The organism is Rhodococcus sp. UFZ-B548 (assembly GCF_903819475.1).
Lineage (GTDB): Bacteria > Actinomycetota > Actinomycetes > Mycobacteriales > Mycobacteriaceae > Rhodococcus_F > Rhodococcus_F erythropolis.
In genome coordinates, this window is the sequence record NZ_CAIJDS010000017.1 from 92819 (window position 1) to 117677 (window position 24859).

General features: G+C 62.1%; 22 protein-coding genes. 11 read left to right on the forward strand and 11 right to left on the reverse strand.

Translation table 11 applies throughout. The annotated features are described in order from the left end of the window. Positions 1 to 60: 60 nt before the first annotated feature. Together H7C86_RS16700 and H7C86_RS16705 are read left to right on the forward strand one after the other, a co-directional pair. Positions 61 to 1044, forward strand: coding sequence for a nitronate monooxygenase family protein (locus H7C86_RS16700; RefSeq protein ID WP_182261881.1), 984 nt, complete (start codon positions 61 to 63; stop codon positions 1042 to 1044). Positions 1045 to 1694: 650 nt separating this feature from the next. Continuing rightward, positions 1695 to 2333: a hypothetical protein gene (locus H7C86_RS16705; protein ID WP_182261882.1), complete on the forward strand. Its 639-nt coding sequence runs from the start codon at positions 1695 to 1697 to the stop codon at positions 2331 to 2333. A gap of 3 nt (positions 2334 to 2336) precedes the next feature. On the opposite strand, the gene H7C86_RS16710 is transcribed toward H7C86_RS16705, so the two are convergent. Continuing rightward, the gene (locus tag H7C86_RS16710) at positions 2337 to 3197 is read right to left on the reverse strand and encodes a haloalkane dehalogenase (protein WP_182261883.1); all 861 of its coding nucleotides are present in this window, start codon (positions 3195 to 3197) and stop codon (positions 2337 to 2339) included. A gap of 134 nt (positions 3198 to 3331) precedes the next feature. On the opposite strand from H7C86_RS16710, the gene H7C86_RS16715 reads away from it, so the two are divergent. Continuing rightward, entirely contained in the window at positions 3332 to 3958 is a 627-nt protein-coding gene (locus H7C86_RS16715) for a TetR/AcrR family transcriptional regulator (RefSeq protein WP_182261884.1), read from the forward strand. 900 nt (positions 3959 to 4858) lie between these two features. On the opposite strand, the gene H7C86_RS16720 is transcribed toward H7C86_RS16715, so the two are convergent. Next, positions 4859 to 5146 (reverse strand): hypothetical protein, encoded by a 288-nt coding sequence (locus H7C86_RS16720; RefSeq protein ID WP_182261885.1) that lies wholly within the window; start codon positions 5144 to 5146, stop codon positions 4859 to 4861. Between the two features lie 436 nt (positions 5147 to 5582). Here H7C86_RS16720 and H7C86_RS16725 point away from each other — a divergent pair, with 436 nt between their 5' ends. From H7C86_RS16725 to H7C86_RS16735, 3 genes are all read left to right on the forward strand, one after another. Next, positions 5583 to 6548, forward strand: a complete 966-nt coding sequence (locus tag H7C86_RS16725) for a ferritin-like domain-containing protein (RefSeq protein ID WP_133727377.1) — start codon at positions 5583 to 5585, stop codon at positions 6546 to 6548. A gap of 628 nt (positions 6549 to 7176) precedes the next feature. Continuing rightward, positions 7177 to 7638, forward strand: coding sequence for an Hsp20/alpha crystallin family protein (locus H7C86_RS16730; RefSeq protein ID WP_029256700.1), 462 nt, complete (start codon positions 7177 to 7179; stop codon positions 7636 to 7638). A 180-nt stretch (positions 7639 to 7818) separates the two neighbouring features. Then, positions 7819 to 8169, forward strand: a complete 351-nt coding sequence (locus tag H7C86_RS16735) for a hypothetical protein (protein WP_133727378.1) — start codon at positions 7819 to 7821, stop codon at positions 8167 to 8169. Between the two features lie 98 nt (positions 8170 to 8267). Here H7C86_RS16735 and dnaB read toward each other — a convergent pair whose 3' ends face one another. From dnaB to rpsF, 5 genes are all read right to left on the reverse strand, one after another. Beyond that, entirely contained in the window at positions 8268 to 9674 is a 1407-nt protein-coding gene (gene dnaB / locus H7C86_RS16740; RefSeq protein WP_019746049.1) for a replicative DNA helicase, read from the reverse strand. A gap of 508 nt (positions 9675 to 10182) precedes the next feature. Continuing rightward, positions 10183 to 10638, reverse strand: a complete 456-nt coding sequence (gene rplI / locus H7C86_RS16745) for a 50S ribosomal protein L9 (protein ID WP_003941243.1) — start codon at positions 10636 to 10638, stop codon at positions 10183 to 10185. 18 nt (positions 10639 to 10656) lie between these two features. After that, positions 10657 to 10899 (reverse strand): 30S ribosomal protein S18, encoded by a 243-nt coding sequence (rpsR, locus tag H7C86_RS16750; RefSeq protein WP_003941245.1) that lies wholly within the window; start codon positions 10897 to 10899, stop codon positions 10657 to 10659. A gap of 39 nt (positions 10900 to 10938) precedes the next feature. After that, positions 10939 to 11463, reverse strand: a complete 525-nt coding sequence (locus H7C86_RS16755) for a single-stranded DNA-binding protein (RefSeq protein WP_003941248.1) — start codon at positions 11461 to 11463, stop codon at positions 10939 to 10941. A 64-nt stretch (positions 11464 to 11527) separates the two neighbouring features. Continuing rightward, a complete protein-coding gene (rpsF, locus tag H7C86_RS16760; protein WP_003941237.1) occupies positions 11528 to 11815 on the reverse strand; it encodes a 30S ribosomal protein S6 in 288 nt (95 codons plus the stop codon). 210 nt (positions 11816 to 12025) lie between these two features. Between rpsF and H7C86_RS16765 the strand changes: the two genes are divergently transcribed. The 3 genes from H7C86_RS16765 to H7C86_RS16775 are packed head-to-tail and all read left to right on the forward strand — an operon-like array spanning position 12026 to position 14790. Then, positions 12026 to 13381, forward strand: a complete 1356-nt coding sequence (locus H7C86_RS16765) for a glycosyltransferase family 87 protein (protein WP_182261886.1) — start codon at positions 12026 to 12028, stop codon at positions 13379 to 13381. After that, positions 13381 to 13965 (forward strand): GNAT family N-acetyltransferase, encoded by a 585-nt coding sequence (locus H7C86_RS16770; RefSeq protein WP_182261887.1) that lies wholly within the window; start codon positions 13381 to 13383, stop codon positions 13963 to 13965. Before H7C86_RS16765 ends, H7C86_RS16770 begins: the two co-directional genes overlap by 1 nt. A 45-nt stretch (positions 13966 to 14010) precedes the next feature. Then, entirely contained in the window at positions 14011 to 14790 is a 780-nt protein-coding gene (locus H7C86_RS16775; RefSeq protein ID WP_182261888.1) for a DUF4190 domain-containing protein, read from the forward strand. 6 nt (positions 14791 to 14796) lie between these two features. Here H7C86_RS16775 and H7C86_RS16780 read toward each other — a convergent pair whose 3' ends face one another. Beyond that, a complete protein-coding gene (locus tag H7C86_RS16780) occupies positions 14797 to 18639 on the reverse strand; it encodes a helix-turn-helix domain-containing protein (protein WP_182261889.1) in 3843 nt (1280 codons plus the stop codon). Between the two features lie 187 nt (positions 18640 to 18826). Between H7C86_RS16780 and H7C86_RS16785 the strand changes: the two genes are divergently transcribed. Further along, positions 18827 to 19126: a LuxR C-terminal-related transcriptional regulator gene (locus H7C86_RS16785; RefSeq protein ID WP_019746055.1), complete on the forward strand. Its 300-nt coding sequence runs from the start codon at positions 18827 to 18829 to the stop codon at positions 19124 to 19126. A 2-nt stretch (positions 19127 to 19128) separates the two neighbouring features. Here the strand turns inward: H7C86_RS16785 and H7C86_RS16790 are convergent, their stop codons facing one another. The 3 genes from H7C86_RS16790 to H7C86_RS16800 form a co-directional block, all read right to left on the reverse strand. Next, the gene (locus tag H7C86_RS16790; RefSeq protein WP_182261890.1) at positions 19129 to 20706 is read right to left on the reverse strand and encodes a glycosyltransferase family 87 protein; all 1578 of its coding nucleotides are present in this window, start codon (positions 20704 to 20706) and stop codon (positions 19129 to 19131) included. 39 nt (positions 20707 to 20745) lie between these two features. After that, positions 20746 to 22893 (reverse strand): transglycosylase domain-containing protein, encoded by a 2148-nt coding sequence (locus H7C86_RS16795; protein WP_019746057.1) that lies wholly within the window; start codon positions 22891 to 22893, stop codon positions 20746 to 20748. 577 nt (positions 22894 to 23470) lie between these two features. Continuing rightward, positions 23471 to 23890 carry a DUF5318 family protein gene (locus H7C86_RS16800; protein WP_042448217.1) on the reverse strand — a complete coding sequence of 140 codons (420 nt, stop codon included), beginning with the start codon at positions 23888 to 23890 and terminating at the stop codon, positions 23471 to 23473. Between the two features lie 128 nt (positions 23891 to 24018). Here H7C86_RS16800 and H7C86_RS16805 point away from each other — a divergent pair, with 128 nt between their 5' ends. Then, on the forward strand, positions 24019 to 24858 hold the full coding sequence (locus H7C86_RS16805) for a DUF1707 domain-containing protein (RefSeq protein ID WP_070797615.1): 840 nt from the start codon (positions 24019 to 24021) through the stop codon (positions 24856 to 24858). Position 24859: the final 1 nt, after the last annotated feature.

The window sequence follows — 24859 nt, forward strand, 5'->3', positions numbered from 1 at the left end:
ACGGCTTGGCAACAACGTAACTGACAAACCGATATCCATGCATCATCGAGGAGATGTCCAGTGCTGACAACCGCATTTACCGAGACGTTCGGAGTTAGTCACCCCATCGTCCAAGGCGGCATGCAGTGGGTGGGGAGAGCAGAACTCGTAGCGGCAGTTGCAAACGCCGGCGCGCTCGGCATGCTCACTGCTCTGACACAGCCGACACCTGACGATCTTGCCCGAGAAATATCCCGAACGCGCGAGCTCACCGATCAACCGTTCGGAGTCAATCTCACAATTCTCCCCACGATCACGCCCCCGCCCTACGACGAGTATCGGAACGTAATCATCGATTGCGGAGTGAAAGTCGTCGAGACGGCCGGCTCGTCTCCAGCAACCCATCTGCCACACTTTCACGGCGCAGGCATCAAGGTTCTCCACAAGTGCACCAGCGTCCGCCACGCGGTCAAAGCCCAAGCCCTCGGTGTCGACGGCATCAGCATCGACGGGTTCGAATGCGCCGGGCATCCAGGGGAAGACGACGTACCTGGTCTCGTTCTCATCGCTGCAGCAGCAGAGCGGATCAGCATTCCCATGATCGCGTCCGGCGGATTTGCCGATGCGCGGGGATTAGTGGCCGCCCTGGCGCTTGGCGCCGACGGCATCAACATGGGCACTCGGTTCATGTGTACCGAGGAGTCTCCGATTCATCGCAACATCAAAGAGGCGATAGTTGCTGCCTCCGAGGTGGACACCGAGCTGATTTTCAGGTCACTGCGCAATACCGCTCGCGTAGCACGCAACAGCATCAGCCTAGAAGTTATCGAAATTCTCTCCAGTGGCGGCAATTTCGAAGACGTTCGACATCTTGTTGCCGGTGCGCGGGGCAGAGCGGTGTTCGACAGCGGCGACCCGGAGGCTGGCATCTGGACGGCGGGGACTGTGCAAGGATTGATTCACGACATCCCCACAGTGGGTGAATTGGTGGAACGTATTGTCGCAGAGTCCGAAGCACTGATTGCCGGACGGCTTGCCGGCCTCCTGGATCCTGTCAGCGCCTGACGCTGTCCGAACCCGCTGAGCGCTACCGTCGGCCAGTTCTTCGCGCATGATCGCTGCCGTTGCGTTGGCCGACCCGCATGCCGCCGATACTTCGTCCTCGATGCGTCGTGCGGTGACGGTGAGCTCTTCCGGATCGCCTCGCAGCTTGTCATCGCGCTCGATCGTTTCGGGTGCATCCCGACGATCATTGACGTCGGGACGAGGAACGCATCGGAAGGAGCCGCGAGACTGACAATCGCGCCACCGTCCTCGAGGACCATGCGGTATCCAGTCGGTTCTCGAATTAGCGGCAGGGAGCGTCGAACAGCATCACCGTGATCTGCTCCTCGGTGACACCTTGCGCATGCACATAACGTAGTACCTCCATTCCCGGACCCACGGTCGACGGACGATGGAGAGCTCAGAACTCATGTCGCGTGGTGCATGGCCAAATACCTTGATAGGTAGGCATCCACACGACTGTGGCAGCTATTCGTCGTCATCGAAGGCCCGAGTTGGGTATCAGATGAAGGCGGACAACGGTTCTCGGCTACTTCAGGGAGGCAGAGCCGTGGAACCCATGCGAATCGCACCAGTCGGGCCCGGATGACGAAATGCTCGTCGACGCGCTACGCTGCCCCTAACCCGACACGACCACAGATCCGGACACCATGACCGCATCGGCCGAACCGACACCCGACGACGTGGTGTCGGCCGCAAAAGCGCTGCACGCGCTCACCGCGATACCGGACCACTCACCGCGGTGGTCGAACACGGCAGAACCGACTCAATGGACTGCGACGCACACGATCGAGCACATCAGCGACGCGCTGCTCTTCTACAGCGGCCAGGTAGCGAGACGGGCCGACGCCAAACTACCGGTCCTGCGCGACGGTCGTGATGCCCCTGCATCCGAGCATCTCGACAACGTCCTTTCGTCCGCACATGTACTCGCCGCTCTGCTCCGCGACCTCGCGGAGGAGCGTGTGTTCCACCCCAGCGGATCAGCTGACGCGCCAGGGTGGGCTGGCATGGCTGTCACCGAAATACTGGTTCACGGCACCGACGCAGCACGTGCCCTGGGTGTCGGGCTGATTCTTCCCGAAAATGTTTGTGCGAGAACAGTCTCGCGGGTTTTTCCCTGGATCGATCTGACTTTGGCCAGGCCGCCCGAGTTACTGCTGGCCATCACCGGCCGATTCTCCATCGACGGCGTTCACTCCGATCCCGATTGGTGGTGGCAATCCGCTCCGCTCGTCGAATGGGACGGCCTCCCCAGGCGTCGCGATGTCAAACCGGGGTGGACCTGACAATCACGGAAATCGATTCGCGATGGCCGCGATGATTTCATCGGGCGCGTGCTCCTGGATGAAATGCCGTGCATGAGGTAGTTCGACGACGTCAAGGTCGGTGAACGTCTCGCGTATCCGCGGGATACACGCTTTCGGACGGAACACCATATCCCGCATCCCCCACACTGCAAGAGCCGGTTTGTCCCCCAGTAGCGCGGGCACGTCCTGGGCGAGTTGGGCCAACTGTGCTCGTGCGGCACGGATTTCCTTGGGCATGACCGCGAGCCCACGCCGCGATTCCGCTGTAGGTTGCACATTGCGATAATGGTCAGCCTCCTCCTCGGTTAACGTGCGGCCAAGTTCCCCGAGCAAGAAACGCTCCACAAGGAGATTCTGCTCGAGTATGCGGCGTTGCATGGGTCGACTACTCATGATCACGCTGAATGCTTGATTGGCCAGTGGCTCGATCGGCCAGAACACTGTGTTGCCCAGCACGATCCCTCTGACTCGATCTGCCCGCTCGGTTGCCGTGCCCAGCCCGATAGGTCCACCCCAGTCCTGCCCCATCAAGACAAAGCCGTCCAACTGAAGATGGTCGATCAGTTCACCTAAAATCGTCGTGTGCTGTGAAATTCTGTATCCGAAATTGTGCGGCCGCTCGGACAACCCGAAACCCAGGTAGTCCACCGCAATGCACCGGTACCGGTCGCGCAGCCCCGCCACGACTTTCCGATAGAGGAAACTCCATGTAGGGGAGCCGTGGCAGAACACAATCGGCGGACCCGTCCCCTCGTCGATGTAGTGAACTCGACCGGCAGACGAGTCGAACCAGCGCGACTCGAACGGGTACACAGTCTTGTCTGGAACGAAATCGATCATCATGTGGTGCCTCCTTGTCCGACCTATCTCCCCATGTCGCGCAATAGACCCAGCGCGTATTCGAATATCACGCACGACATTCTCGCTACACCTGTAGCAGCAGCGTGTTTGCTACGCTACACCTGTAGCATCGAATCGTGTCTACACAAGCGGCTGGCAGCCATGACCGTCGAGAGCTGATCGCCAACAGCGCCATTCGCGTCATTGCCCGTGACGGAGTTCGCGCGCTCACTCACCGAGTGGTCGATATAGAAGCCGGAATCCCCCAGGGCGCGACCTCGCACCATGCAAGAACTCGACTCGCGCTCATCGAACTCATCGTCAACACCCTTGCCGAACGCGCGATAGCTGACGCCAAACAAGCTGCAGCCTTTCTCAATGCAACGGCACAAGGTGAGCACCAACTGAGCATTTCTGATCTGGCAGGCGTGATCACCGCACTTGTCGAGACACTTTCGGACCGCCGCGACGACATGAAGGCGCGCTACGCCCTTGTTCTCGAACTCGGTGACGAACCACTGCTTCGAAGAAAGCTGACAACACAGTCCGAGGTTCACGCCATAAGCCGAGAAGTGACAGCGATACTTTTCGACAGAGCAGGTCTGCCGAGTTCCGACGAACGAGTCGACGAGTTGATCACCCTCACGGATGCGCTGGTCTTTCACCGAACGATCATCCAAGAGAACACATCCCCTGAATCTATCCTCGCCGCCTATCTGCGAGGCGTAGCTTCCCTCGCAGGCGACCTCATTGGAGAGTCGTGAAAACTGACCGAGTTGATCGCACCGCTTGCAAGCCGATCCGTCTTCGATTTTCGACCACAGACACTTCCCTGACCGCCGGTGCTCAGCGACCCTAATTCGCACGAGGCCAGTACTGGGACATGCGCCCACGGAGTCGCGTTGCCACACATGCATTCCGATAACAAACGAGGAAGAAGGGGCTGCCACCATCGTCAGATCTTGAGATCTTCACCTGCGCAAATGCAATGGTCAAGACGGATTCAACCCAGAACAATGGGACGAGCGCGATTAACAAGGCGTACCTCCCGTTCTCGTGTGGCGTTGACGACAGTCAAGAGATCAAGAACGCCGCGACCTCGGTCAAATCACCAAAAGATGAGACACGCACCTTTGGATACAGCCCCGATGGGGACGAGTTTCGTCACTGACGATGGGACAAACTAAGCTAAGAGATCCAGCCTGAATTCCTGTGCATTCGACACTCGCCTGCCGGTCCGCATGGGTGAAAAGGAAAGCCGACGGACACGGCGGCAGGTCAGAAACCGCTCCTCAGTTTGTATAATCTACTCGCCGATCTCTAGACCCGCCTGCCACCCATCCTCACTCTGATCGCGGCGCAGCATTCAGCGATCACAATGCCATAGCAGATCGAATTACGTTGCAGTGCAAGCATTTAAGCGTCAAAATGACAGAAGATGAGTTATCGGCATGCAATGGAGCGCCACTAGTGGGCCGCGGCACAGCCTCATTGACGTCATCGTAAGCGAAGCCACCACGAGCTGACCAGAACTGATCTGCCGCCCATTCCTCTCGAAAACTCTGGGCATGGCGCCAGCCGCTACGCGAAACCCGGTGCACTCTCGAACCGCAGTTTGAGTGAGAACCGTCGGGCCGCGCGCCGGTGGTAAGGCGGTTGGACCGTCAGTCCTCATGATGCTTGTCGTCAGCACGAGCCTGGAATTCCGAGAACTGTTCGTCGAGGTTTTCGACCTTCTCGTCCGACATCTCCGTGACGTGGTCGGCGAAAGCTGTCCCGGCGACTGTGCCGCCGGTCCCGGGCACCGTGACCGTCTCTCTCGATCCAGGCTCGTATCTTTTGTCCATCTCGTCCGCGAGTTCTATCGCCCCGTCAGCGGTGTCGGGACTTGTTTCGGATCCAGTCGTACCCTCTTGGCCGGCATCAACGTGCCCGGAACTTTCCACGTTCACTGGTATCCCACTCTCTGCATCGACACCGACCGGTCGTCGCTTCAGGCAACCTGCCGACACTCGAACGGGTTGCTCGGCAGCCTGTTTCGTCGACATATCAGTTTCGGGGTCACGACGCATTGGAGGTACCCCGTCCGCCGCACGGCGAATCCGGAATGTTGGTCCGCGGTATCCAACGACCTACACGCGCGGTGGTACAGGGACTGCGAGAGCCTCGCGGACGGATCAGGCCGCCCCACCATGAAATCGGCCCTCGCCACCCTTGGCCCAATTACTCGTCGATGCGGTTCGACATCCGCAGCGAAGTTGCGGTGGTTACTAGGCGGTAGGTCGGGGTAGCCCGCGTATCGGCGGTGGCTCCGCGGTCCGCGGAGCACTCGTCGAGCACAAGCTGAACATCATGTAAAGCACGCACCGACGAAGGGACGACCCCGATATGAGCAACTCCGAAACCACGTCCGCCTTGATCAACCAGCTGCGCATCATCCTCGGTCTGACACATGCCGAGATCCAGGTCGCCGAAACACGCGTCGCTCAGGCCAGAACCGAAGCGGTTCGACGCGAACTCACGGAAAACGCAGAGAACGGTCGAGAAAGGGCCAGTTCCATCGAGTCCACGATTCGCGATCTGGGTGGCGTTCCGGAATCGGTCGGTCCGTTCCTCGGACGAGCGACAGCAGGAGTGAAAGCGATGGTCGAACAGGCCCAGCCCTTCGACGAAGCTGTACTGGGAGACCTTGCGCTCGAACATCAACTCCTCGACCGCTCCCGCTACCTCAAGGCCCTGGCCACTGCCGGCGGCGATCAGACCGTCGCGGCGTTGGCCGACCGCCTCATCACTGCACACTCCGCGACTGTGGACTGGCTGACCACCGTCCTTGCCGAGGAGGCTCTCGGGGGGCCGGCAGCTTTGCGTCGCACTCCCTTCCAAGCGGCCACCGGAGCAGCCATTCGACTGGTCAACGTTCCGGTCTCCTGGTCCACCCGCAGTCTCGACCGTGCCATCGACGCTGTTCGCACATCGCCGCCGGTATTGGGTGAGCTGATCAGCTGGGGCGCATATGCCGGTGACGTGACTGTGAAAACACTGTCGGCCAGTAGGGATGCGGCCATCGCCACGGCTGAGAAAGTCACTCGCCGAGAAGGTGCTGACGGTGCCGCGGATGTCTTCCGTTCGGTACGCAAGTCGAGTGGGTTACTCGACCCCGCTGAACTTCCCATCGAAGACTTCGACGAACTCAACGTCACCCAGGCCGTCTCCGCGGTGAAGGAACTGGCCGACGCCGCACAGGTACGAGACATCGTTGCGTACGAGGAAGCGCACAAGAACCGACACGGCATCGTATCCGCTGCACAGGCAAGACTTGCGGCGATCGCCCAGGAAGTCGTCGGAATTAACTGACCTTCGTATCCGCCTGAGGAGGGCGAGAGAAAACAGCCTCTGCATTGCTTCGTGTCCCGAAGAACCGAGCAAGGCCAGACCGCCCCGAACACAACTACAAAGCACTCCCGAAATCGGCGATACTCGTTCATCACGACAGGTTCCGGGCATACGGGGCGGGGGCTGACCACGCATCAAAGTCAGCCCCCGCCGCCGTTTCTGCAGTTTAGGGCTGTCAGCGCAAACTCACCATGGAAGAACGCGCCTGTCTACTCGAAATCTACGAGACGCGGCAGTTTCTGAATCGAAACACATTGCAAGAATACGGGTTTGAAGCAATCGCCGTTGTACGCGAACATCGATCTTGCTGGGCGCAGCGGCAGTCGTAATCCCGCACGAACTCGACCGGCAGCTGACAGCATCTCGACACCGGCAATTCCCGTTCCGCCCCCACCCCATGGGGTTGGCAACCGCCGTTGTTCCTGCTCCGATGCTGCCTTGTTCGCGGCCGAGACACTCCTCGAAAAAATCTGGCACTCTCAGTTGCAGAGTGCTAATTCGTGTGGTTATCATGTTCTCGCACAGTGAGTTCGGTCGACCGCCACAGTGGCGGGGACCTTTCGTTTCACGACATGGGAGGTGTGTTGCTGTGCTTCGTTTCGATCCTTTCACCGACATCGATGCGATCACCAAGTCCGTCCTCGCCGCGGGAACCGGCAACGGACGCAGTCCACGGTTCATGCCAATGGACCTCTACAAGGTCGAGGACCAGTACGTCCTGCACGCCGATCTTCCCGGCGTCGATCCCGGCTCGGTGGACGTTCACATCGACGGCTCGACTCTGACGTTGACCGCGCATCGCACGGCCCTCTCCGAAGAGGGTGTGAGCTGGCTGGCGAGTGAGCGTTTCGCTGGAACCTACAGACGACAGCTGTCGATCAGCGACGACATCGACGCCGAACAGATCGTCGCCTCGTACGACAACGGCGTGTTGACGGTGACGTTGCCGATCGCGGAGAAGGCGAAACCGCGGCGGATCGAGGTCTCCTCCGGACCGCCCTCACGTACCGAAACCATCGAAGCGACAAAGCAGGTGCAGGTCGAAGCCTGATCCTGCTGGCCCGGACGAGCGTTCCCACGGTGGGGTGCGTTCCGAAGACACGCGATGCGTGCTCGGGACTCACCCCACCGCCCGTTCGATCCCCACCGCCGTTCGATCCCCTCTGCACCCGTATGGCCGATCGGCCCATCCACTACACGAAAGAATCAGCACGAGAACCCTTTAGCCGTCATGACTGCATCAACCATCCCCCCGCACGAACAATCCGACAACACAGGCAACACCGAATCCCGCCCGCACACCTCGCCCGATTGGTGGGATCACCACCGCCCGATCAACAGCGATGAATACAGCGACATGGCGTTGATGCTCGGTGCACTCTCGATACTGACATTCTGGATGTTCGGCCTCGGCATCCTCCTCGGTGCCGCCGCCATCGGAACCGCACTGGCAGCGCGCCGACCCGACACCCCCGGACACGATCCGGGGGACAACACCGCCGGCGTGGTCGGGATCCTCACCGGCATTGCCGGAATCGCCTTCGGCATCGTCTTCCTCACTGCAGCACTACCCCACCTGTAGACAAACCGAATTTTGCACTAGTGGAATCGAATTGGTGCTTGTAGCAGGATCTCACAAGATCTGAAATCCGTCCCACCTTCAGGCGATGGCGGCAGCAGCTATCCCCGCGCCATATCGACGAACTTCGAGAGATGAAGCTGGTGCGCCACAGTGATTGTCGCGGTCGGGCCGTTACGGTGCTTACCCAGAATCAGGTCGGCTTCACCGCCACGGGGATCGTCTCGCTCGGTCGCGTCGGGGCGGTACAGCAGAATCACCATGTCGGCGTCCTGCTCGAGCGATCCGGACTCACGAAGGTCGGCGACCTGCGGACGCTTGTCGGTTCGCTGCTCGGGACCACGGTTGAGCTGACAGATCGCGACAACCGGAACTTCGAGCTCCTTCGCCAAAAGCTTTAGGCTACGGGAGAATTCGGAGACTTCCTGCTGACGGGACTCGACCTTTTTACCCGAGCTCATCAGCTGGAGGTAGTCGATGACGATCAGGCGAATGTCGTGTTTCTGCTTGAGCCGCCGCGCTTTTGCGCGAATTTCCATCATGGTGAGGTTGGGGGAGTCGTCGATGAATAGCGGCGCCTCACTGATCTCACTCATGCGACGCGCGAGCTTGGTCCAGTCGTCGTCGGTCATCTTTCCGGAGCGCATGTCGCCGAGCTTGATCTTTGCCTCTGCGGACAGCAGACGCATGACGATCTCGGTTTTGCTCATTTCCAACGAGAACATGACGCTGGCCATGCCGTGCGTGATGGAGCAGGAACGCAAAAAATCCATTCCAAGGGTCGATTTGCCCACACCAGGTCTAGCCGCGACGATAATCATCTGACCAGCGTGAAGGCCGTTGGTGATCTCGTCGAGATCCTTGAATCCGGTGGGCACACCGAGGGAAATTCCGCCTCGGCTGGCGATGGAGTCGATCTCGTCCATCGTGGGCTGGAGGAGCTCGGTGAGGGGTACGAAGTCCTCGGTGGTTCGACGCTCGGTGACCTCGAAGATCTCGGCCTGCGCGCGGTCGACAACCTCGGCCACGTCCTGGCCCTCGGTGCCGGCGTAGCCGTACTGGACGATGCGAGTACCGGCGTCGACGAGACGACGCAGCACGGACTTCTCGGCGACGATCTCGGCATAGAAGGCAGCGTTGGCGGCAGTGGGCACTGTCTGGGTCAGCGTCACCAGATAGGCAGCACCACCGATACGGCGGAGCTCACCTCGACGGTCGAGCTCGGCGGAGACCGTCACCGGGTCGGCGGGCTCGCCACGGCTGTAGAGGTCCAGGATCACGTCGTAGACGGACTGGTGGGCGGGCCGGTAGAAGTCACCCGGACGCAGTACCTCGAGGACGTCAGCGATGGCGTCCTTACTCAGCAGCATGCCGCCGAGCACCGACTGCTCGGCAGTCATGTCCTGAGGTGGCTGGCGTCCGAACTCCTGGTCGGGCTCGGCCTCGGGAGGGCCCGGGTAGTCCGGCCCTGAGAAGTCGGAAGGTCCTCGATCATCTACAACAGCCACAAGCGAGACCTTCCCGTAAAACACTCGACGACACTGCCAGAAACCGCAGCGCCCTCATCATTTGTACCTGCCCCCACCGACATCCCCTAGCCGCATTCGGCCGGGCTGTAGATAGACGCCGAGATGACGTTAGGGACTAGTAGGTCCGCATACAAACCGGACTGTGGATAAACCTGTGGATGCTTTGTGGAAACTCCCGCCCCACGGTGTGCACCGCCTGTGGAGCATTTGGGGACTACTTTGCCTAGCAACCACAAAAGACCAGGTAGATGGCTATCCACAATTTCACAGGCCTGTTGATGAAAATAGTTTTTCCACAGTCGGCGCGTCGGCGTGTCGGGCGTGTTGCCTCGCCCGATTCGTCACTGATCACCAAGTCGAACATCACAGTGTGAGAGTTATCCCCAGGTCCGATTCGGGACGCTGTCAGGCGGCACACCGCACCCCGAAACAAAACGTCGGGCCCCACACACCGAAGTGTGCGGGGCCCGACGAGACGAACAGTCGACTATGCGCCGACGACGTTCAGGTTGAACTTGGCAACCACATCGGGGTGCAGGTTCACGACCACGGCGTGCTTGCCCGTGTTCTTGATGTGAGCCTTCGGCAACACGATGGAGCGCTTGTCGACAATCGGTCCACCGGCAGCCTTGATCGCAGCAGCGACGTCAGCGACGGTAACCGAACCGAAGAGCTTGCCCGAGCCACCGGCGGTCTTGACCGTCAGCGTTACGGACTCGAGGCCCTCGATAGCTGCCTTGAGCTCCTTGGCGTGATCCAGGCCGCGCACAGCGCGCGCTTCCTGTGCACGACGGATGCCCTCGACCTGCTTCTCGGCGCCACGGGTGGCGACGATTGCCAGTCCGCGGGGGAGCAGGTAGTTACGGCCGTAGCCGTCCTTGACCTCCACGGTGTCGCCAGGCGCACCGAGGTTGTCCACGTCAGCGGTGAGGATGAGCTTCATGTTCTTTCCTCCCTTTCCTTAGCGAGCCACGGTGGCGTAAGGCAGCAGTGCTACCTCACGTGAGTTCTTGACGGCAATGGCAACGTCGCGCTGGTGCTGGACGCAATTGCCGGTGACACGGCGAGCACGGATCTTTCCGCGATCGCTGACGTACTTACGAAGCAACGTCGTGTCCTTGTAGTTGATCTGCGTGTTCTTCTCTTTGCAGAAGGTGCAGACCTTCTTCTTCATAACCTTGTCGCGCAAGGGCGGCTTCGGCATGTCTTTGCTCTTTTCTGGATGTTCCTGATCAGGTACGGATCAGAAGGGCGGTTCGTCGCTGCCCGCACCACCGAAGGAGCCCGAAGCCTGAGGCGCACTGCCCCAAGGATCGTCTCCACCCGAAGGTGCAGCGCTCGGACGTCCGCCACCCGATCCGCCGGAGGAACCGCCGAAGTTGCCGCCTCCACCGCCGCCACCACGGTTGGCCTTGTTGACCTTTGCCGTGGCGTACTTCAGTGAAGGACCGATTTCATCGACTTCGAGCTCGACGACAGTTCGCTTTTCGCCCTCGCGAGTTTCGTACGAACGCTGCTTGAGCCGGCCGCTCACGATTACTCGTGAACCACGGGTCAAGCTCTCCGCGACGTTCTCGGCTGCTTCGCGCCAGATGTTGCAACGCATGAACAGCGCATCGCCGTCTTTCCATTCATTGGAATTACGGTCGAAGGTGCGGGGCGTGGAAGCAACCGTGAAGTTTGCAACCGCGGCACCCGCCGGGGTGAAACGAAGTTCAGGATCAGCCGTCAGGTTTCCGATGACGGTGATGATGGTGTCGCCAGCCATGTGGTTCCTCCTGCATTGATGTAAGACCGTTGGGCGCGAGAGTAGAGCTCGCTACCGACAGTAATTACTTGTTGTGGCGCAGAACCTTCGTGCGCAGAACCGACTCGTTCAGACCGAGCTGACGATCGAGCTCAGCGACGGTGGCGGGAGTGGCGTTGATGTCGATCACCGCGTAGATACCTTCAGCATGCTTCAGGATCTCGTAGGCGAGACGACGCTTACCCCAGACATCGACCTTGTCGATCGTGCCGCCGTGCTGGCGCACAACATTGAGGAACGTATCCAGTGAAGGAGCGACAGTGCGCTCGTCCAGGCTGGGGTCAAGGATGACCATCAATTCGTAATGACGCATAAGACCTCATCACCTCCTGTGGACTAAGTGAAAACGGCCACGGACTATCCGTGGCAGGAGGGTCGTTGCGTCAGCAACCCTCGTAGGTTACACGAGGGGCCTTGACCAGGGAAATCGTCCCGGCCCTCCGGGAAGACCACCAGATCGATGCGCGACGCGTGGTGCAGACGCATCACCCCGCGAGCCACTGCGCCCCCTAGGGTGAGAATCATGCGAACAGACCGCAAGACCCCGGCGTCGATCCTGGCGTTGGTCGTCGGATTGTGCGGGCTGACGATGGCGCTGGGCTATTTCAACAAGGCCAGATGCGGCGGTGCACCGTTCGCGCCCGACGGCCGAAGCCTGAACTTCGACGTCAACAAGAACATCGACGTCTGCTACTCCGACATTCAGCTGCTCTGGCTCGGACGAGGCATCGATCAGCATCTGTTCCCCTTCGTCACCGGCGGCATAACGCCCGAAGGATTCCTGACCGGCGGAACCGTCGAATACCCGGTGCTCAGCGGAATTCTGATGTGGCTGGGCGGTATCGGCTCACACACCGACACCGATTTCCTTCTGCACTCGGCCCTGATCCTGGCTCCTTTCGGACTGCTCACGGCGTGGATGCTCGGCAAGATGAGCGGCGCGTACGCGCTCGTGTGGTCGGCGACTCCGCCTCTGGTTCTGTACGCATTCCACAACTGGGAGCTCCCGGTAGTAGCCACCAGCGTCGGCGCGATCTTCCTGATGACGTTCGAGCGGATCCCGCTGCGAACGCGCGCGGTTCTGGCGGCCGTCATCCTGGCGATCGGTTTCTGTTTGAAGCTGTACCCGGGAATGTTCGTGCTGCCGCTCATGGCGTATGTGCTCCTACGCGGCACCGAAGGCAAGCGCTACGACGTTCGTGGGGCGCTGATGACGGCGGGCGCGGCGATCGTCACCGTCGTCCTCGTCAACCTGCCGTTCGCCCTCATCTCGTACGAAGGCTGGCGCGCGTCGTTCAGCTTCCAGGAGAAGCGAAGCGCCGACATCACCACCAACTCGGTGTGGTTCTGGGGTTTGCGCCCGTTCTACGGTTTCGGAGTTCGCGAACTCAACGCCGACTACGACGCACTGGTGAGCATCCTGTCTCCGGTCATGATCCTGGTCTCGTTCGCGCTCGCGATGTATCTGGGTTGGCGCCGATACGTCCGTGACGGCTACTTTCCGTGGATTGCAGTCAGTGCCGCGATGCTGTGCGGATTCGTGTTGCTGCACAAGGTCAATTCACCGCAGTACACACTGTGGATCCTGCCGTTCCTCGTACTGTTCAAGATCCGGTGGTTCTGGATCGTCGCCTATCTGATCGCCGACGCGGCGTTGGGTATCGGCATCTTCCGGTACTTCTACCAACTGGACATGAATCTCGATCCGAGCAAGTACGAAGCCGTCGTCCAGGCGAGTGTGTGGGGCCACGTCCTCCTGCTCGCCGTGTTCTTCGTCCTGTTCCTGCGAGTCCCGTTGCGGTATCCGCTGGCCGGTGGGACCGATCAGATTGCGAACTCCGACAACAACCTTCCGACTCACTCACGGGAGCACGCCTAATGACTGCATCATGGTTCGAATCACCGACGCTGACCGGTGATCGTGTCCGACTCGAACCCCTGGGCTTCGCGCACACCGACGCTCTGCTCGCGGCGGCCGACGACGCGGCGATCTTTCGTTGGACCGCAGCGCCCATCACCGATCGGGAACAGGCACAGAGGTACATCTCTGCAGCCCTCGACGACCCGAATCGGATCGCCTTTGCGCAGGTGAACATCACGACGAACGCCGTGGTCGGCACTACGTCCATGTACCAGATCGACCCGGTAAACCGCAGTCTTGCAATCGGATACACGTGGTTGTCGCGCTCCGTTCAGGGAACCGGGATCAATCCCGAATCGAAGCTGCTCCTGCTTCGTCACGCCTTCGACCAGCTCGAGGCCGTACGCGTCGAGTGGCACACGGACGAGTTCAACGAACAGTCCAGGGCAGCGATCGCAAAGCTCGGCGCTCAGTTCGAGGGCCTGCTGCGCAAGCACCGGCGCCGCGCCGATGGCAGTTGGCGTACAACAGCGCTGTTCGCGATGACCGACGACGATTGGCCGACCATCGCACCTCAGCTCGAGACACGTACCCGAAACTAGCGATCACCTGCACTCTTCGGCCAAGTCCATGCCAAGATTCACCTCATGAGCGATCAGGGTGGGTACGGGTACCAGGGCAATCAGAATTGGCAACCGGCTCCGTACGGGCAGCCCGATCCGTACGGCAGGCGGCCGACGAACACGCTCGCGGTGCTCGCCCTCGTCTTCGCGTTCCTCATCGCGCCGTTGGGGATCGTCTTCGGGCACATCGCTCGCGGCCAGATCAAACGGACCGGCGAAGAAGGCGACGGACTCGCCCTTGCCGGACTGATCATCGGCTACATCTTCACCGCACTCGGCATCCTGGCCGTGATCGTGTGGATCGCGTTCTTCGGGCTGCTTGCCGCCGCTTTCGGCAACGCCGCCGATGAAGCGAGTTCGCGGAGTTTCACCTACACGACGCCGTACTCGTACTCCACGACCACGACTCGGGCGCCGAGTGCACCCACCACAGCGCCGAGAACGACGACGCCACCACGCGTCACAACCTCGATCGGTCCGGCGCCGACCGTCTCTGGCACCGACCGTCAGGGTTTCATCTCCGGCGGCCCCAGTTGCAACTCCACCAATCCTGCCGTCGCCATCGCCGTCACGACCGGATCACGAATAGTCATCTGCGAAACGGGAGTCGGCCGCTACTACTACAAGGGTCAACGGCTGAGCGACGGCGCCACCATCGAACTCGACGATCCGACGCCCACCGGCAACGGATTCACCGTCACCAACAAGGACGTGACATACAAGCTCACCTCCGCCGGACTGGTGATCACCGGCAGCGGAGGCGAGCTGGGTCGGGAACCGGCGCTCGAGTTCTGGATGAACTGACCCAAGTCAGCCGGCGCACGGATCCTGATAGGGAACACCGGGCAGGTAACGCTCCCATTCGGCTTCCGTGATGGGAGATCCTGCGGTGCGGCACAATCGATCAACGACGCTGTCGGGATCGATTCCCCACAAGCGAACGGTCTTGTCCGACCCGCTACCCGCGATCATGTCACTCTCGCCGGCGAACTGAGCGTCGTTGACGCGACCCGGGTAGGCGGACAGCGTCGCAATTCGTGTTGACCGCGAGGGGGTCTCGATATCCCAGAGCCAGACGGTTCCGTCGCCGACACCGGCAGCGAGCCGATCACCGGCGCGGTTGAACGAGATCGAATAGATTGCGCCCTCGGGACCGAGAAGACGAGCGAGCTCCTCGGGTGCCGACGGTGTGCGTACGTCCCACACGGCGACCCTGTGATCCGCACTTCCGGCGGCCAACAACGTCCCGTCGGCGCTGAAAGACACTGCTAATGCGTAACTTTCGAATCCACCCACCGTCGCCGCCACCCGGGGCGACGCTGCGTTCGACACATCCCACAGATCCACTTCGTTCTTGGCGTTCGCGATCGCCAGGATGTCGGCGCCCGGTTGAAATGCCATCATCTGCGGGTAAGAGCCGACATCGGTCGACGACAGCAGCTTCGGTTCCGATGGATCGGAAACGTCGACCAACGCAATGCTGTTGTCGTCCTGCGAGGACACCGCCAGCAGATCTCCGGCGGGATTCAACGCGACGACCGCCACGATGCCCTTCACGTACACCGCGGGTTCGCTGTAGATCCGTGGCGACGCCGGATCACTCAGGTCCCAAAGATAGGCACCGCCGCCGCCGGTGCCGCTCACAGCCAGGTTCCCGTCTGCCGACACCGCCGACGCACCGCTGAAAGAGTCGTCCCCTTGCGGTTTCAACTCCGGCATCACCGCGGGGCGATCGAGATCCTCGGTGTTCCACGCCAACATCGCGCCACCCCTGGCCCCGACGCCGGCCACCAGACGCGAGCCGTCCGCGGCAAAGGGACTGGTGAAAATCGTGTCCCGAGGTCCCGCCCAGACCGGACCCGGTAGAGCCCACACGCGAGTCACACCGTTGAGTCCTCCGGTGACCAGGTTGCGGCCGTCGTCGCTGTAGTCGACGGTGGTCACCGCCCCACTGTCCGGAAGTGTTTCGATCAACGCCCCGGTTCGTGGGTCCCACACGCGCACGGAGTTGTCGGAACTTCCTGCGGCAAGACGTGTTCCGTCTTTGCCGTAGTTGAGTTCGTTGACGTAGCTGGAAAATCCCGTCAGTGCCGGCAGGGGAATGGGGCGCGCCGGATCGCTCATGTCCCACCGAACCACCTCCCTGCCAGTGGTTCCCGCCGCAAGCTCGCGTCCGTCCGGACTGAACGCGACACCGAGGTAGTGGACGGTGGTGCCGTTCGGCTCGGTCGCGAAGATCGGCGCCGATTCCTCACCCCACTTCGCGACGTCCCACACACGAAGTGTCGATTGACGCCCGCCTGCCACGAGGAAACGTCCGTCAGGACTGAACGTCGCGGTGACAATGCCGTCAGCTGGATGCGGAAGAGCAGGCAAAGCAACGGCATTCGTGGAGGTGTCGATGTTCCATCGCAGGACGTCGGGCGTCGAGGTACCGGCGACCAGCTTGGTTCCGTCTGGACTGAACTCCATGTCCTGCACTACGCGTTCACCGTCGACGGGAAGTGTTCCACGGACCGGATTTTCGGGATCCGACACGTCCCACAGCGCAGCGCCGCCGGCGCCACCGGTCGCAAGCAGCCGTCCGTCCGGGCTGTAGGCGACGGCAAAGAGGGCCGTACCCTCCGAGACTCCGAGGAACTCCGCCTGCGGAACAGCTGAGGCCACACCGTCCACCATCGGATAAAGTCTGACCTTCCCATCCGAACCACCCACCGCCACAACAGTTCCGGCTGGGTTTATCCGGGCCTTCATCGCGCCGGGCGGTCCGATGATGCGAGTAGCCGAATGAACGCCCGACGCATCCAGCAATGCCGAGCGGGCTTCGGTTGTTTCGTTGACCGCAAATGCCGCCAGAGCAAGCTGCGACGCCAGCGACGGATCCCGCTCGCGCATCCTGATCGACTCGGTGGCCACCTGACGCGACATCGCCTCGTCTCGCGCGGTATCTGCTTGGACACGTTGACGATTGGCTCCGATACCGGCGACGGTCGCAACCACCGCCAACACCAGAGCGATCACCGACGCAGCTGCCAACGCAGTCACGAGCCGTCGCAGAACGCGTGTACGTCGGCGATCGGCAAATTCCTGCTGATCACGATGCTCGATGCTCGCAGCGAGGTACTCCCGCTCGGTGGCGTTGAGGTCGGCGGCGCGGGTCCGACTCGGTTCCAGTGGGAGACCGAGTTCACCCGAGTTCAGCCATTCTTCCGTCAGATGAAGACGTGCGGGTCCGAGCAGCGCACCGGGGTCGCGTCCACTGTCTTCCCACACCTGCGCCGCGTAGGTGAACCGGCGATGCACCGCCAGGCCGGCGCGGTCCGAGTCGATCCAATCGCGAAGCCGACTCCACGCTGACAGTAAGACCTCGTGCGAAACCTCGACCGTCTCTTCGTCGACGGTGAGAAGGCGCCGTAAGGCGAACCGGTCGATGACGGTGTTCACGTCGTCGACGTCGTCACCGAGGAAGAGTTCGGTGCGCGGTGCACGCCGACGCGTCTGCGTCACTTCGTCGACGTTGACCAATCGCAGGAAGATCCTGCGCGCCAACTGCTGCTGCCGCTCTGTGAGCTCGCCGTACACTTCCTCCGCGCTTTGCTGGACGGCTCCGGCAATCCCGTCGGTGGCGTAGTAATCCGAGACGGTCAGAGTTTTACGCGTCGACCGTTGCCAGGTCCCCAACAGTGCGTGTGACAGCAAGGGCAAAGCTCCGGGGTCGCTCGCCGTACGCGAGCCGCGTGGTGTCAGCTCGGATACCAGAACCTGAACCAATTCGCTCTGCACGGTCATCCCGGCCTTGATCGCCGGCTCGACGATCACCTCGCGCAATTGTTCGTCGGTCAGTGGCCCGACCACCATCGGCGAATCGTCGAGCAGCGGCACCAAAAGCGGTTCCTCCGCCGCGAGACCGTAGAAGTCGGCGCGCATTCCGATGACGGCGATGGTGTTCTCACCGAGTTCCGCGAGAGTCCGCAGTATTTCCTCGCGCCGATCACCGTCGCACTGCGTCCACAGTTCCTCGAACTGGTCGAGGATCAAGACGGTTGGTTCGTCGGAAATCGACGACGGAATTCCTCCCGTACCCGGCTGCAGAATTTCGACCCGCCAGCCGTCGAACCGTGAATCGCCCTCGGCAACCTTGGGGGCGAGCCCGGCCCGCAGCAACGACGACTTACCCGATCCGGAAGCACCGATCACCATGAACTGACGGCGGCCGACACCTCGTATCGCCGACGCCACCCGTTGGGCCAAGTTGGCAGTGAGTTCGTCTCGACCGAAGAACCACTCGGCGTCCTCTTGTCGGAAAGATTCGAGACCTCGATACGGAACGGTGGCGTCACCGCGTCGTCTGGCTGTCAGCTGCCTCACTCGTTGCACCGCACCGATCCAGCGCTGCCGCTCATCCTCGGAGTCGACACCGCAGGCCTCGAGGAGCGCAAAAAACATTGGGGTACTCGCCGGCGTCGGCAGGTGTTGGCCGGCGAACCATCCGCTGACGGTTCCGTGCAAACCACCCGAACGCTCGACGGCTTCGCGGACCGTCAGTCCGGCCGCCTTCCGCAAAGCCGTGAGCGCCTCAGCAAACTGACCACGCGACTCGATCTGGGCGGGATCGACCCGATTGTGCCTACCGGCTTCCGCCTTCGAGTTCATAGCGAGGCACTCTATCGGAGCAGGTAGGAGATTTGTCCGTTGTATGGACTCTGTATCGAGAGAGTTGCGTCCGTTCCACTGAGACGCCTTGATCGAAATACTCGTTCTCAGTCGCGCCCCATCTCAGCAGCCCTTCTGCAAATACGGCAGTCGACGTCCATTCCCTCCGTCGAAAGGCGCTACTCGCATGTCTTCAATCGGCATTTCTCCGAAGATCGAGGCAAACGTGTCCCGAGTCGGCAACCCCAAGCACGGCAAGCACAAGCCGAAGCTGAGCGTCCGCGAGATCGAAGTACTTCTCGCCTGGCTTCGTTCGGATTCCAAGTCCGAGGTCGCCGAGACACTCGGCCTACGCGTCTGCACCGTCAACACACACATCACTCGGGTACGCACGAAGTACAGCGACGTCGGGCGGCCGGCTCCCACGAAGGCAGCGTTGTTTGCCCGCGCGGTCCAGGACGGGTACACCACCCTCGACGAGTGGTGACCTCAGACCGCGACGGGTTCCGGTTCCTTCGCCTTGGACGGCTTCAACCAACCTGGTAGCCAGGCAGGTTGTTTGTCCGGAGCCTGATCGAGAACACCGCCCGCCGGATCGTCGATGAACCCGTACCGCACGAGATCCTCCGACGGCCGGTAGATCTGACGGAGCACCAGCGCGCACAGAACGAGTACCGCGATGTCCCGGACCACGACGGTTCCGGTGAACCACTGCTCGGGCAGCCCCTTGTTGGACACCCCGAGGTAATACATCATTCGCGGAACCCAGACCAGGGCGTCGATGGTCATCCACGCGAGCAGGAGCCTGCGGTGCGGCAAGGCCAACACGGCCAGCGGTACCAGCCACAGAGAATACTGCGGGCTCCACACCTTGTTGGTGAGCAAGAAGCCCGCCACCAACAGGAAACACAACTGCGCAACGCGCGGACGACGCTGCGCCGTCAGGGCGACGTAACCGACACCAATGCAGACTGCCACGAACAGCAGCAGAGAAACGGCGTTGAGATTCGACGGCGACTCACCCTGTGCGAGAGGACCGTCGAGGCCCTTCCACGACGTGAACGACGCGATCACGTTGTAGATGGAATCGGGATCGGCCCCGCGCTCGGAGTTGAGCCGGAAGAACTCGTACCAACCATGCGGGTACAGGGCGGCGATGGGCAGGTTCACCGCAAGCCATGCCGCGACGGCGCTGAGTGCGGTCACCAGCCAGTCCCTCGTCTTGCCCGCGCGCAGACACAGGACAAAAAGCGGTCCGAGTAGGAGCAGCGGGTAGAGCTTCGCGGCGCCGCCCAGGCCGAGCAGAATTCCCGCGAGCACGGGCCGCTTGCGTGCCCACGCCAACAACCCGCCGGCCGCGAACGCCGTCGCCAGAGGATCGAAGTTCGTGAACACGTGCACGATCACCAGGGGCGAACAGGCGATCAGCGCGCCGTCCCACACCCGTCGTCCGGCCAGCAGGGTGCTCGCCCACACGGTGACCAGCCACGCCAACGCCAAACCGAACGCGACGACGTTGAAATAGAGCGCCACCTGAATCGCGCCCGGCAGCCAAGTGATCGAATCCCACGCTTTCGCGACTTTCATTGCGCCGTACTGATAGAGCCCCGAGATCACCGGATACTCCATGTACCGCATCTGGATCGAACCGTCGCCGCGTACTTCTTCCCACGACGTCTTGTACGGGAATGCTCCCTGATCGAGGCGTTCGGCCCCGTACAGCGGAACGGTGTCGGAGTAACACATCGCCACGTACTGACGGCTGCCACTCCAGTCGAGGCCGACCTGCCCGCTCTCGCCGACCGGCGCCTGCTGAATACAGCCGGCCTTCGCGAACCAGCCGAAAGCCAAGAACACCACGGCGAGCAGAAGGATCACTCGCATCGGGGTGAAGAAGCGAGTGCGTCCGATCAGTGCGTGACGACCTACCGGACCGCCGACGGTTCCCGACAGCGCAGACACCATCGCGTCGTTGCGACTGGGAACGTCCCGCCAATCCGCCGAACGAAGATCTTCGGCCAGCGGAGCTGGGGAGGTCGGTTCGGCATCATCAGCATTCGCGGCCACTCCGCGAGGTTACCGTCTTTCGAACCGACCACCCTCCAACTACTGGCCGGGGCTCACACCTGCCGGTTCTTCCTCGGTGGTCTCGCCTGCCCCTGGTACCTGCGGCGTGGTTGTCGTCGGCCGGGAGATGCCCGGAATCGGGATGGTGATGCCCGGCAGAACCTCGACCTGCGTCGTCGTCACCACGGGCGGCGGAGTGGTTTCCGTCGTCGTCGGTGCGGTGGTCGGCGGCGCCGACGTCTTGGGCGGTGCAGGTGCCGTGTACTCCGGAACACCACCGGCTTGGCCGTTGATCTTGCCCGGCGTCGGGAACTTCTCGTTGTCGGTGCCGTCGAGGGCGCCGTCCATCGTGTCCTTCCAGATGTCCGAAGGCAGACCCGAGCCGTAGATCATCGCGCCGCCCGAGTTGGTGATCGCTTCACCGTCGGGAGTTCCGACCCAGACCGCGGTCGAGAGTGACGGCGTGTAGCCGACCATCCATGCGTCCTTGTTGGCTCCGGTGTCACCGAGCTGCGCGGTACCTGTCTTCGACGCCGACAGACGTCCGCCGGCCAGGTTGTGACCGCGCGAGTACGCCGCGATCGGCTGCATCGCAGCCGTCACGTTGTCCGCCACGGCAGCGTCGATGCGGTCCTCACCGGCGGGTGCGCCGCGGTCCAGCAGCACGGTGCCGTCAGCCGCGACGACCTTCTGGACGAAGTGCGGTGCGTGATACGTGCCGGATGCGGCGAGCGTCGCGTACGACGACGCCATGTCGAGCACGCGGGCCTGGTACTGGCCGAGCACGATGCCGTTGTTGGGACCGGAACCGTCAGCCTCGGTGAGCGACGGGCCGACGCCCGGGATGTCCTTCGGGATGCCTGCTTGGTGTGCGATGTCCGCGATTGCCTGCGGGCCGTTGCCGTCGAGGCTGAGCATCTGGCGGTAGAAGCTGGTGTTCAGCGAACGCTTGAGCGCCTCTGCGATGGTGCAGGTGCCGCAGCTTTCACCTTCGACGTTGCCGATGGAGATGCCGTTGACGGTCAGCGGCGAACTGTCGTACATCTGCGAGAGCGGGATCCCCTGATCCAGGGCGGCTGCGAGACCGAACACCTTGAACGAGGAACCGGTCTGAAGTCCGGCATTCGCGAAGTCGTATCCCGCGCCGTCCTCACCGCCGTAGTACGCCTTGACGGCTCCGGTCTTCGGGTCGACCGAGACAACGGCGGTGCGCAGGTTCTCCGGCTCACCCTCCATGTTGGAACGGGCTGCCTCGACCGCTGCGGCCTGAGCCTGCGGGTCGATGGTCGTGGTGATCTGCAAGCCCTCGGTGTTGAGCAACTGCTCGCTGATTCCGGCGTCGCCGATCTCCTTGAGCACCTGACGCTTGATCAGGCCTTCGGGTCCGGTCGAGCCTTGGCTGCTGTTGTCGACCTGGGCGAGCGGGATGTAGGCGGGGTACTGCATCGGCGTGCGCGCGGCCTGATCCAGCGTGCCGGCGGACACCATGCCGTCGAGCACGTAATCCCAACGGGACTTCGCGCCGGTCGGGTTGGTCTCGGGATCGAGGAGCGACGGAAGCTGAATCGACGATGCCAGGACGGCGCCTTCTTCGATGGTCAGCTGGTCGACGGGCTTACCGAAGTAAGCCTTGGATGCTGCGCCGATGCCGTATGCGCCGCGACCGAAGTAAATGGTGTTCAGATACGCGGCGAGGATGTCGTCCTTGGACCACTCGTTGGCCATCTTCGAGGAGATGACGAGCTCTTTCATCTTTCGCGTCAGCGAACGCTCCGAGCCGACGAGCGCCTTCTTCACGTACTGCTGCGTGATGGTCGAGCCACCACCGGCACTGTCGCGACCGAGGACGTTGTCTCGGGCTGCGCGTGCGAAACCGGAGATCGAGAAGCCCGGGTTCGAGTAGAAATCGCGGTCCTCTGCGGCGAGAACCGCATTGCGAACGTGAAGCGGTACCTGATCGAGCGAAACCTCGACGCGGTTGCCGTCCGGCGGGACGACGGTACTGATCACCGTGGTCCCGTCGGCGGCGAAGACCGTCGCCACCTGATTGGTCTTGAGGTCACCGGGCTTGGGGACGTCCTGCACGATGTACGCCGCCATGAAGGCAAGGACGGGCAGAACAAGACCGAGCGCCACCAAGACGTAGGCCGAGCGGCGAACTGTGCGCCACTTGGACTTCTTCTTCACGGTGCTCTTTCTTCCCTTCGGGGGTTGTCCGTCATTGCCACCGCCACCGGAGCCACCTGTCGGCGGCTTCGTCGGCGGAGGTCCGACCGGCGGGCGGGTGCCCGCGTTGGTACGGGTGGTCGCTGCTGCTGCCGCGACGCGCTGGGTCGGTTCGTTTGCCTGAGCGCCTGCGGCGCGATCTCGAGGCGGCGGGCCGGCAGGCCGGCCTTGCGGCGGACGACCCTGAGGAGGGGGACCGGCGGGGCGGCCCTGAGGAGGCGGGCCCGAAGGTCGACCTTGCGGCGGACGACCCTGAGGCGGGGGTCCCATCGGACGACCTTGCGGCGGACGACCCTGAGGGGGCGGACCCATCGGAGGGCGTCCCTGCGGAGGTGAACCCTGCGGCGGTGGACCCATCGGACGTCCCTGCGGCGGACGACCCTGAGGAGGTCCGGCGGGACGGTTGGGACCGACGGGACGGCCACCCGGGTTGTTGCCTCCCGGGTTGTTGTTGCTGGGGGAACTCACGAATCAAATCTCCAGTGGTCACGGACCGATCACGTGCAGACTTCGATCGGGCCCTTCTTCGGGTGTGGCGTTACTCGCTGGCGGTGCGCCGGCTTGGTGGGCGTGCTCGCCGCGGTCGCGGCGGCGCAGGTACTGCGCCGAGCACATAGGACTGCACCAAGTGGTTCCAACTGCAGGTACGGCACACCTCTACAACGTGCACCGTGAACTCCTCTGCTGTTTCCGCAAGCCGAGCGAGCTCGTCCGAGGTTCGGGCCGATCCCGAAACCTGACCGAGCTTGTCGCCGAACACCCAGGACACGAGCGTCAACTGTTCCTTGCGGCAAATGGGGCAGACGACGTCGCTGCCCCGGCCGTGGAACTTCGCGGCTCTGAGTAGGTACGGATCAGCGTCACACACTTGCTTGACGTCGGTCCTACCCGCAGACACTTCGGCCAGCACAGACCGACGCGCGAGCGCGTAGTCCACAACTTGCCGCTGTATCCGCACCTGACCAGCGTACGTGCGTCCGTGCCGCCACGGACGGTTCGGGAGGGTCACGATGAACACATTTTGCGGTCCGGACGCATGGCGACCAGCCATTACGATCACTTCCTGTGAAGTCTTCCCGTTCCCCGATGACGCGTGCTCGTGATCTTGATCGCGTCGAAACGTGCAATGTGTTGGACGCCGCGTACGCCGAAGGGCAGTTGAGCGCGGAGGACTACTTCGAACGGACCGAAAAGGCGAGGTCCGCGAAAACCCTGCTCGAGCTCGCGCGCCTGGTCAACGATCTGCAGGTGCCGAAGATCGATACCACAACGGCGCCTCGGACGTCGGTGACGCGCAAGGCCGTGTACATCGGTGGCGCTGCTCTGATCGTCGTCGGCGCGGTCGCCGCGGTGGCCTGGAGTCGCTCACCATTGACGCCTTCGGAAGACATCACCGCCAGTTATGCCAGCACTACTTCCCTCGCGCCACCGTTGCCGACCACCACCCTGGTGCTGGAGCCGACCGTCGAACCGATCCTGATCGCACACATCGACACATTGACTCCCGAGGGTATCGGCGCATTTATCGAGAGGTATCGAGAAGAGTTCGGCGACATGTTCGTCGACGGCGCGAGCTTCCACGAGAAGCATTCCTCGGTCCAACGCGCAGCACCCGGTGCACCGGCTCAGACCCAGCGCATCAGCTTCTGGGGTGGATTCCAGATCGAGCCGAACAACACCCCTCGCAGAAGCGATCAGCCGACGTTCGACCTCGGCTCCATCCAGATCGACAAACTCACGCCGTTCATGGAAAACATCGGCGAATTCATCAAAGTGCCGGACGCGACGATCACCGCCGTGATCCTCAACGCGAACTACGGTGTCCCGGAGATTGCGATCTACGCGGAGAACATCCACGGCGAGGATGGACGCATCGAGGTCACTCCGTGGGGCGAGATCTCTCGTTCCTACCCGTACGGGAGCTAGG

Coding starts and splice junctions, on each gene's coding strand:
- rplI (WP_003941243.1), bottom strand. CDS start 10,638: ATGAAGCTCATCCTCACCGCTGACGTGGACAACCTCGGTGCGCCTGGC.
- H7C86_RS16735 (WP_133727378.1), top strand. CDS start 7,819: ATGACTGCATCAACCATCCCCCCGCACGAACAATCCGACAACACAGGC.
- rpsF (WP_003941237.1), bottom strand. CDS start 11,815: ATGCGTCATTACGAATTGATGGTCATCCTTGACCCCAGCCTGGACGAG.
- H7C86_RS16805 (WP_070797615.1), top strand. CDS start 24,019: ATGACGCGTGCTCGTGATCTTGATCGCGTCGAAACGTGCAATGTGTTG.
- H7C86_RS16765 (WP_182261886.1), top strand. CDS start 12,026: ATGCGAACAGACCGCAAGACCCCGGCGTCGATCCTGGCGTTGGTCGTC.
- H7C86_RS16785 (WP_019746055.1), top strand. CDS start 18,827: ATGTCTTCAATCGGCATTTCTCCGAAGATCGAGGCAAACGTGTCCCGA.
- H7C86_RS16775 (WP_182261888.1), top strand. CDS start 14,011: ATGAGCGATCAGGGTGGGTACGGGTACCAGGGCAATCAGAATTGGCAA.
- H7C86_RS16710 (WP_182261883.1), bottom strand. CDS start 3,197: ATGATGATCGATTTCGTTCCAGACAAGACTGTGTACCCGTTCGAGTCG.
- H7C86_RS16705 (WP_182261882.1), top strand. CDS start 1,695: ATGACCGCATCGGCCGAACCGACACCCGACGACGTGGTGTCGGCCGCA.
- H7C86_RS16725 (WP_133727377.1), top strand. CDS start 5,583: ATGAGCAACTCCGAAACCACGTCCGCCTTGATCAACCAGCTGCGCATC.
- rpsR (WP_003941245.1), bottom strand. CDS start 10,899: ATGCCGAAGCCGCCCTTGCGCGACAAGGTTATGAAGAAGAAGGTCTGC.
- H7C86_RS16755 (WP_003941248.1), bottom strand. CDS start 11,463: ATGGCTGGCGACACCATCATCACCGTCATCGGAAACCTGACGGCTGAT.
- H7C86_RS16780 (WP_182261889.1), bottom strand. CDS start 18,639: ATGAACTCGAAGGCGGAAGCCGGTAGGCACAATCGGGTCGATCCCGCC.
- H7C86_RS16770 (WP_182261887.1), top strand. CDS start 13,381: ATGACTGCATCATGGTTCGAATCACCGACGCTGACCGGTGATCGTGTC.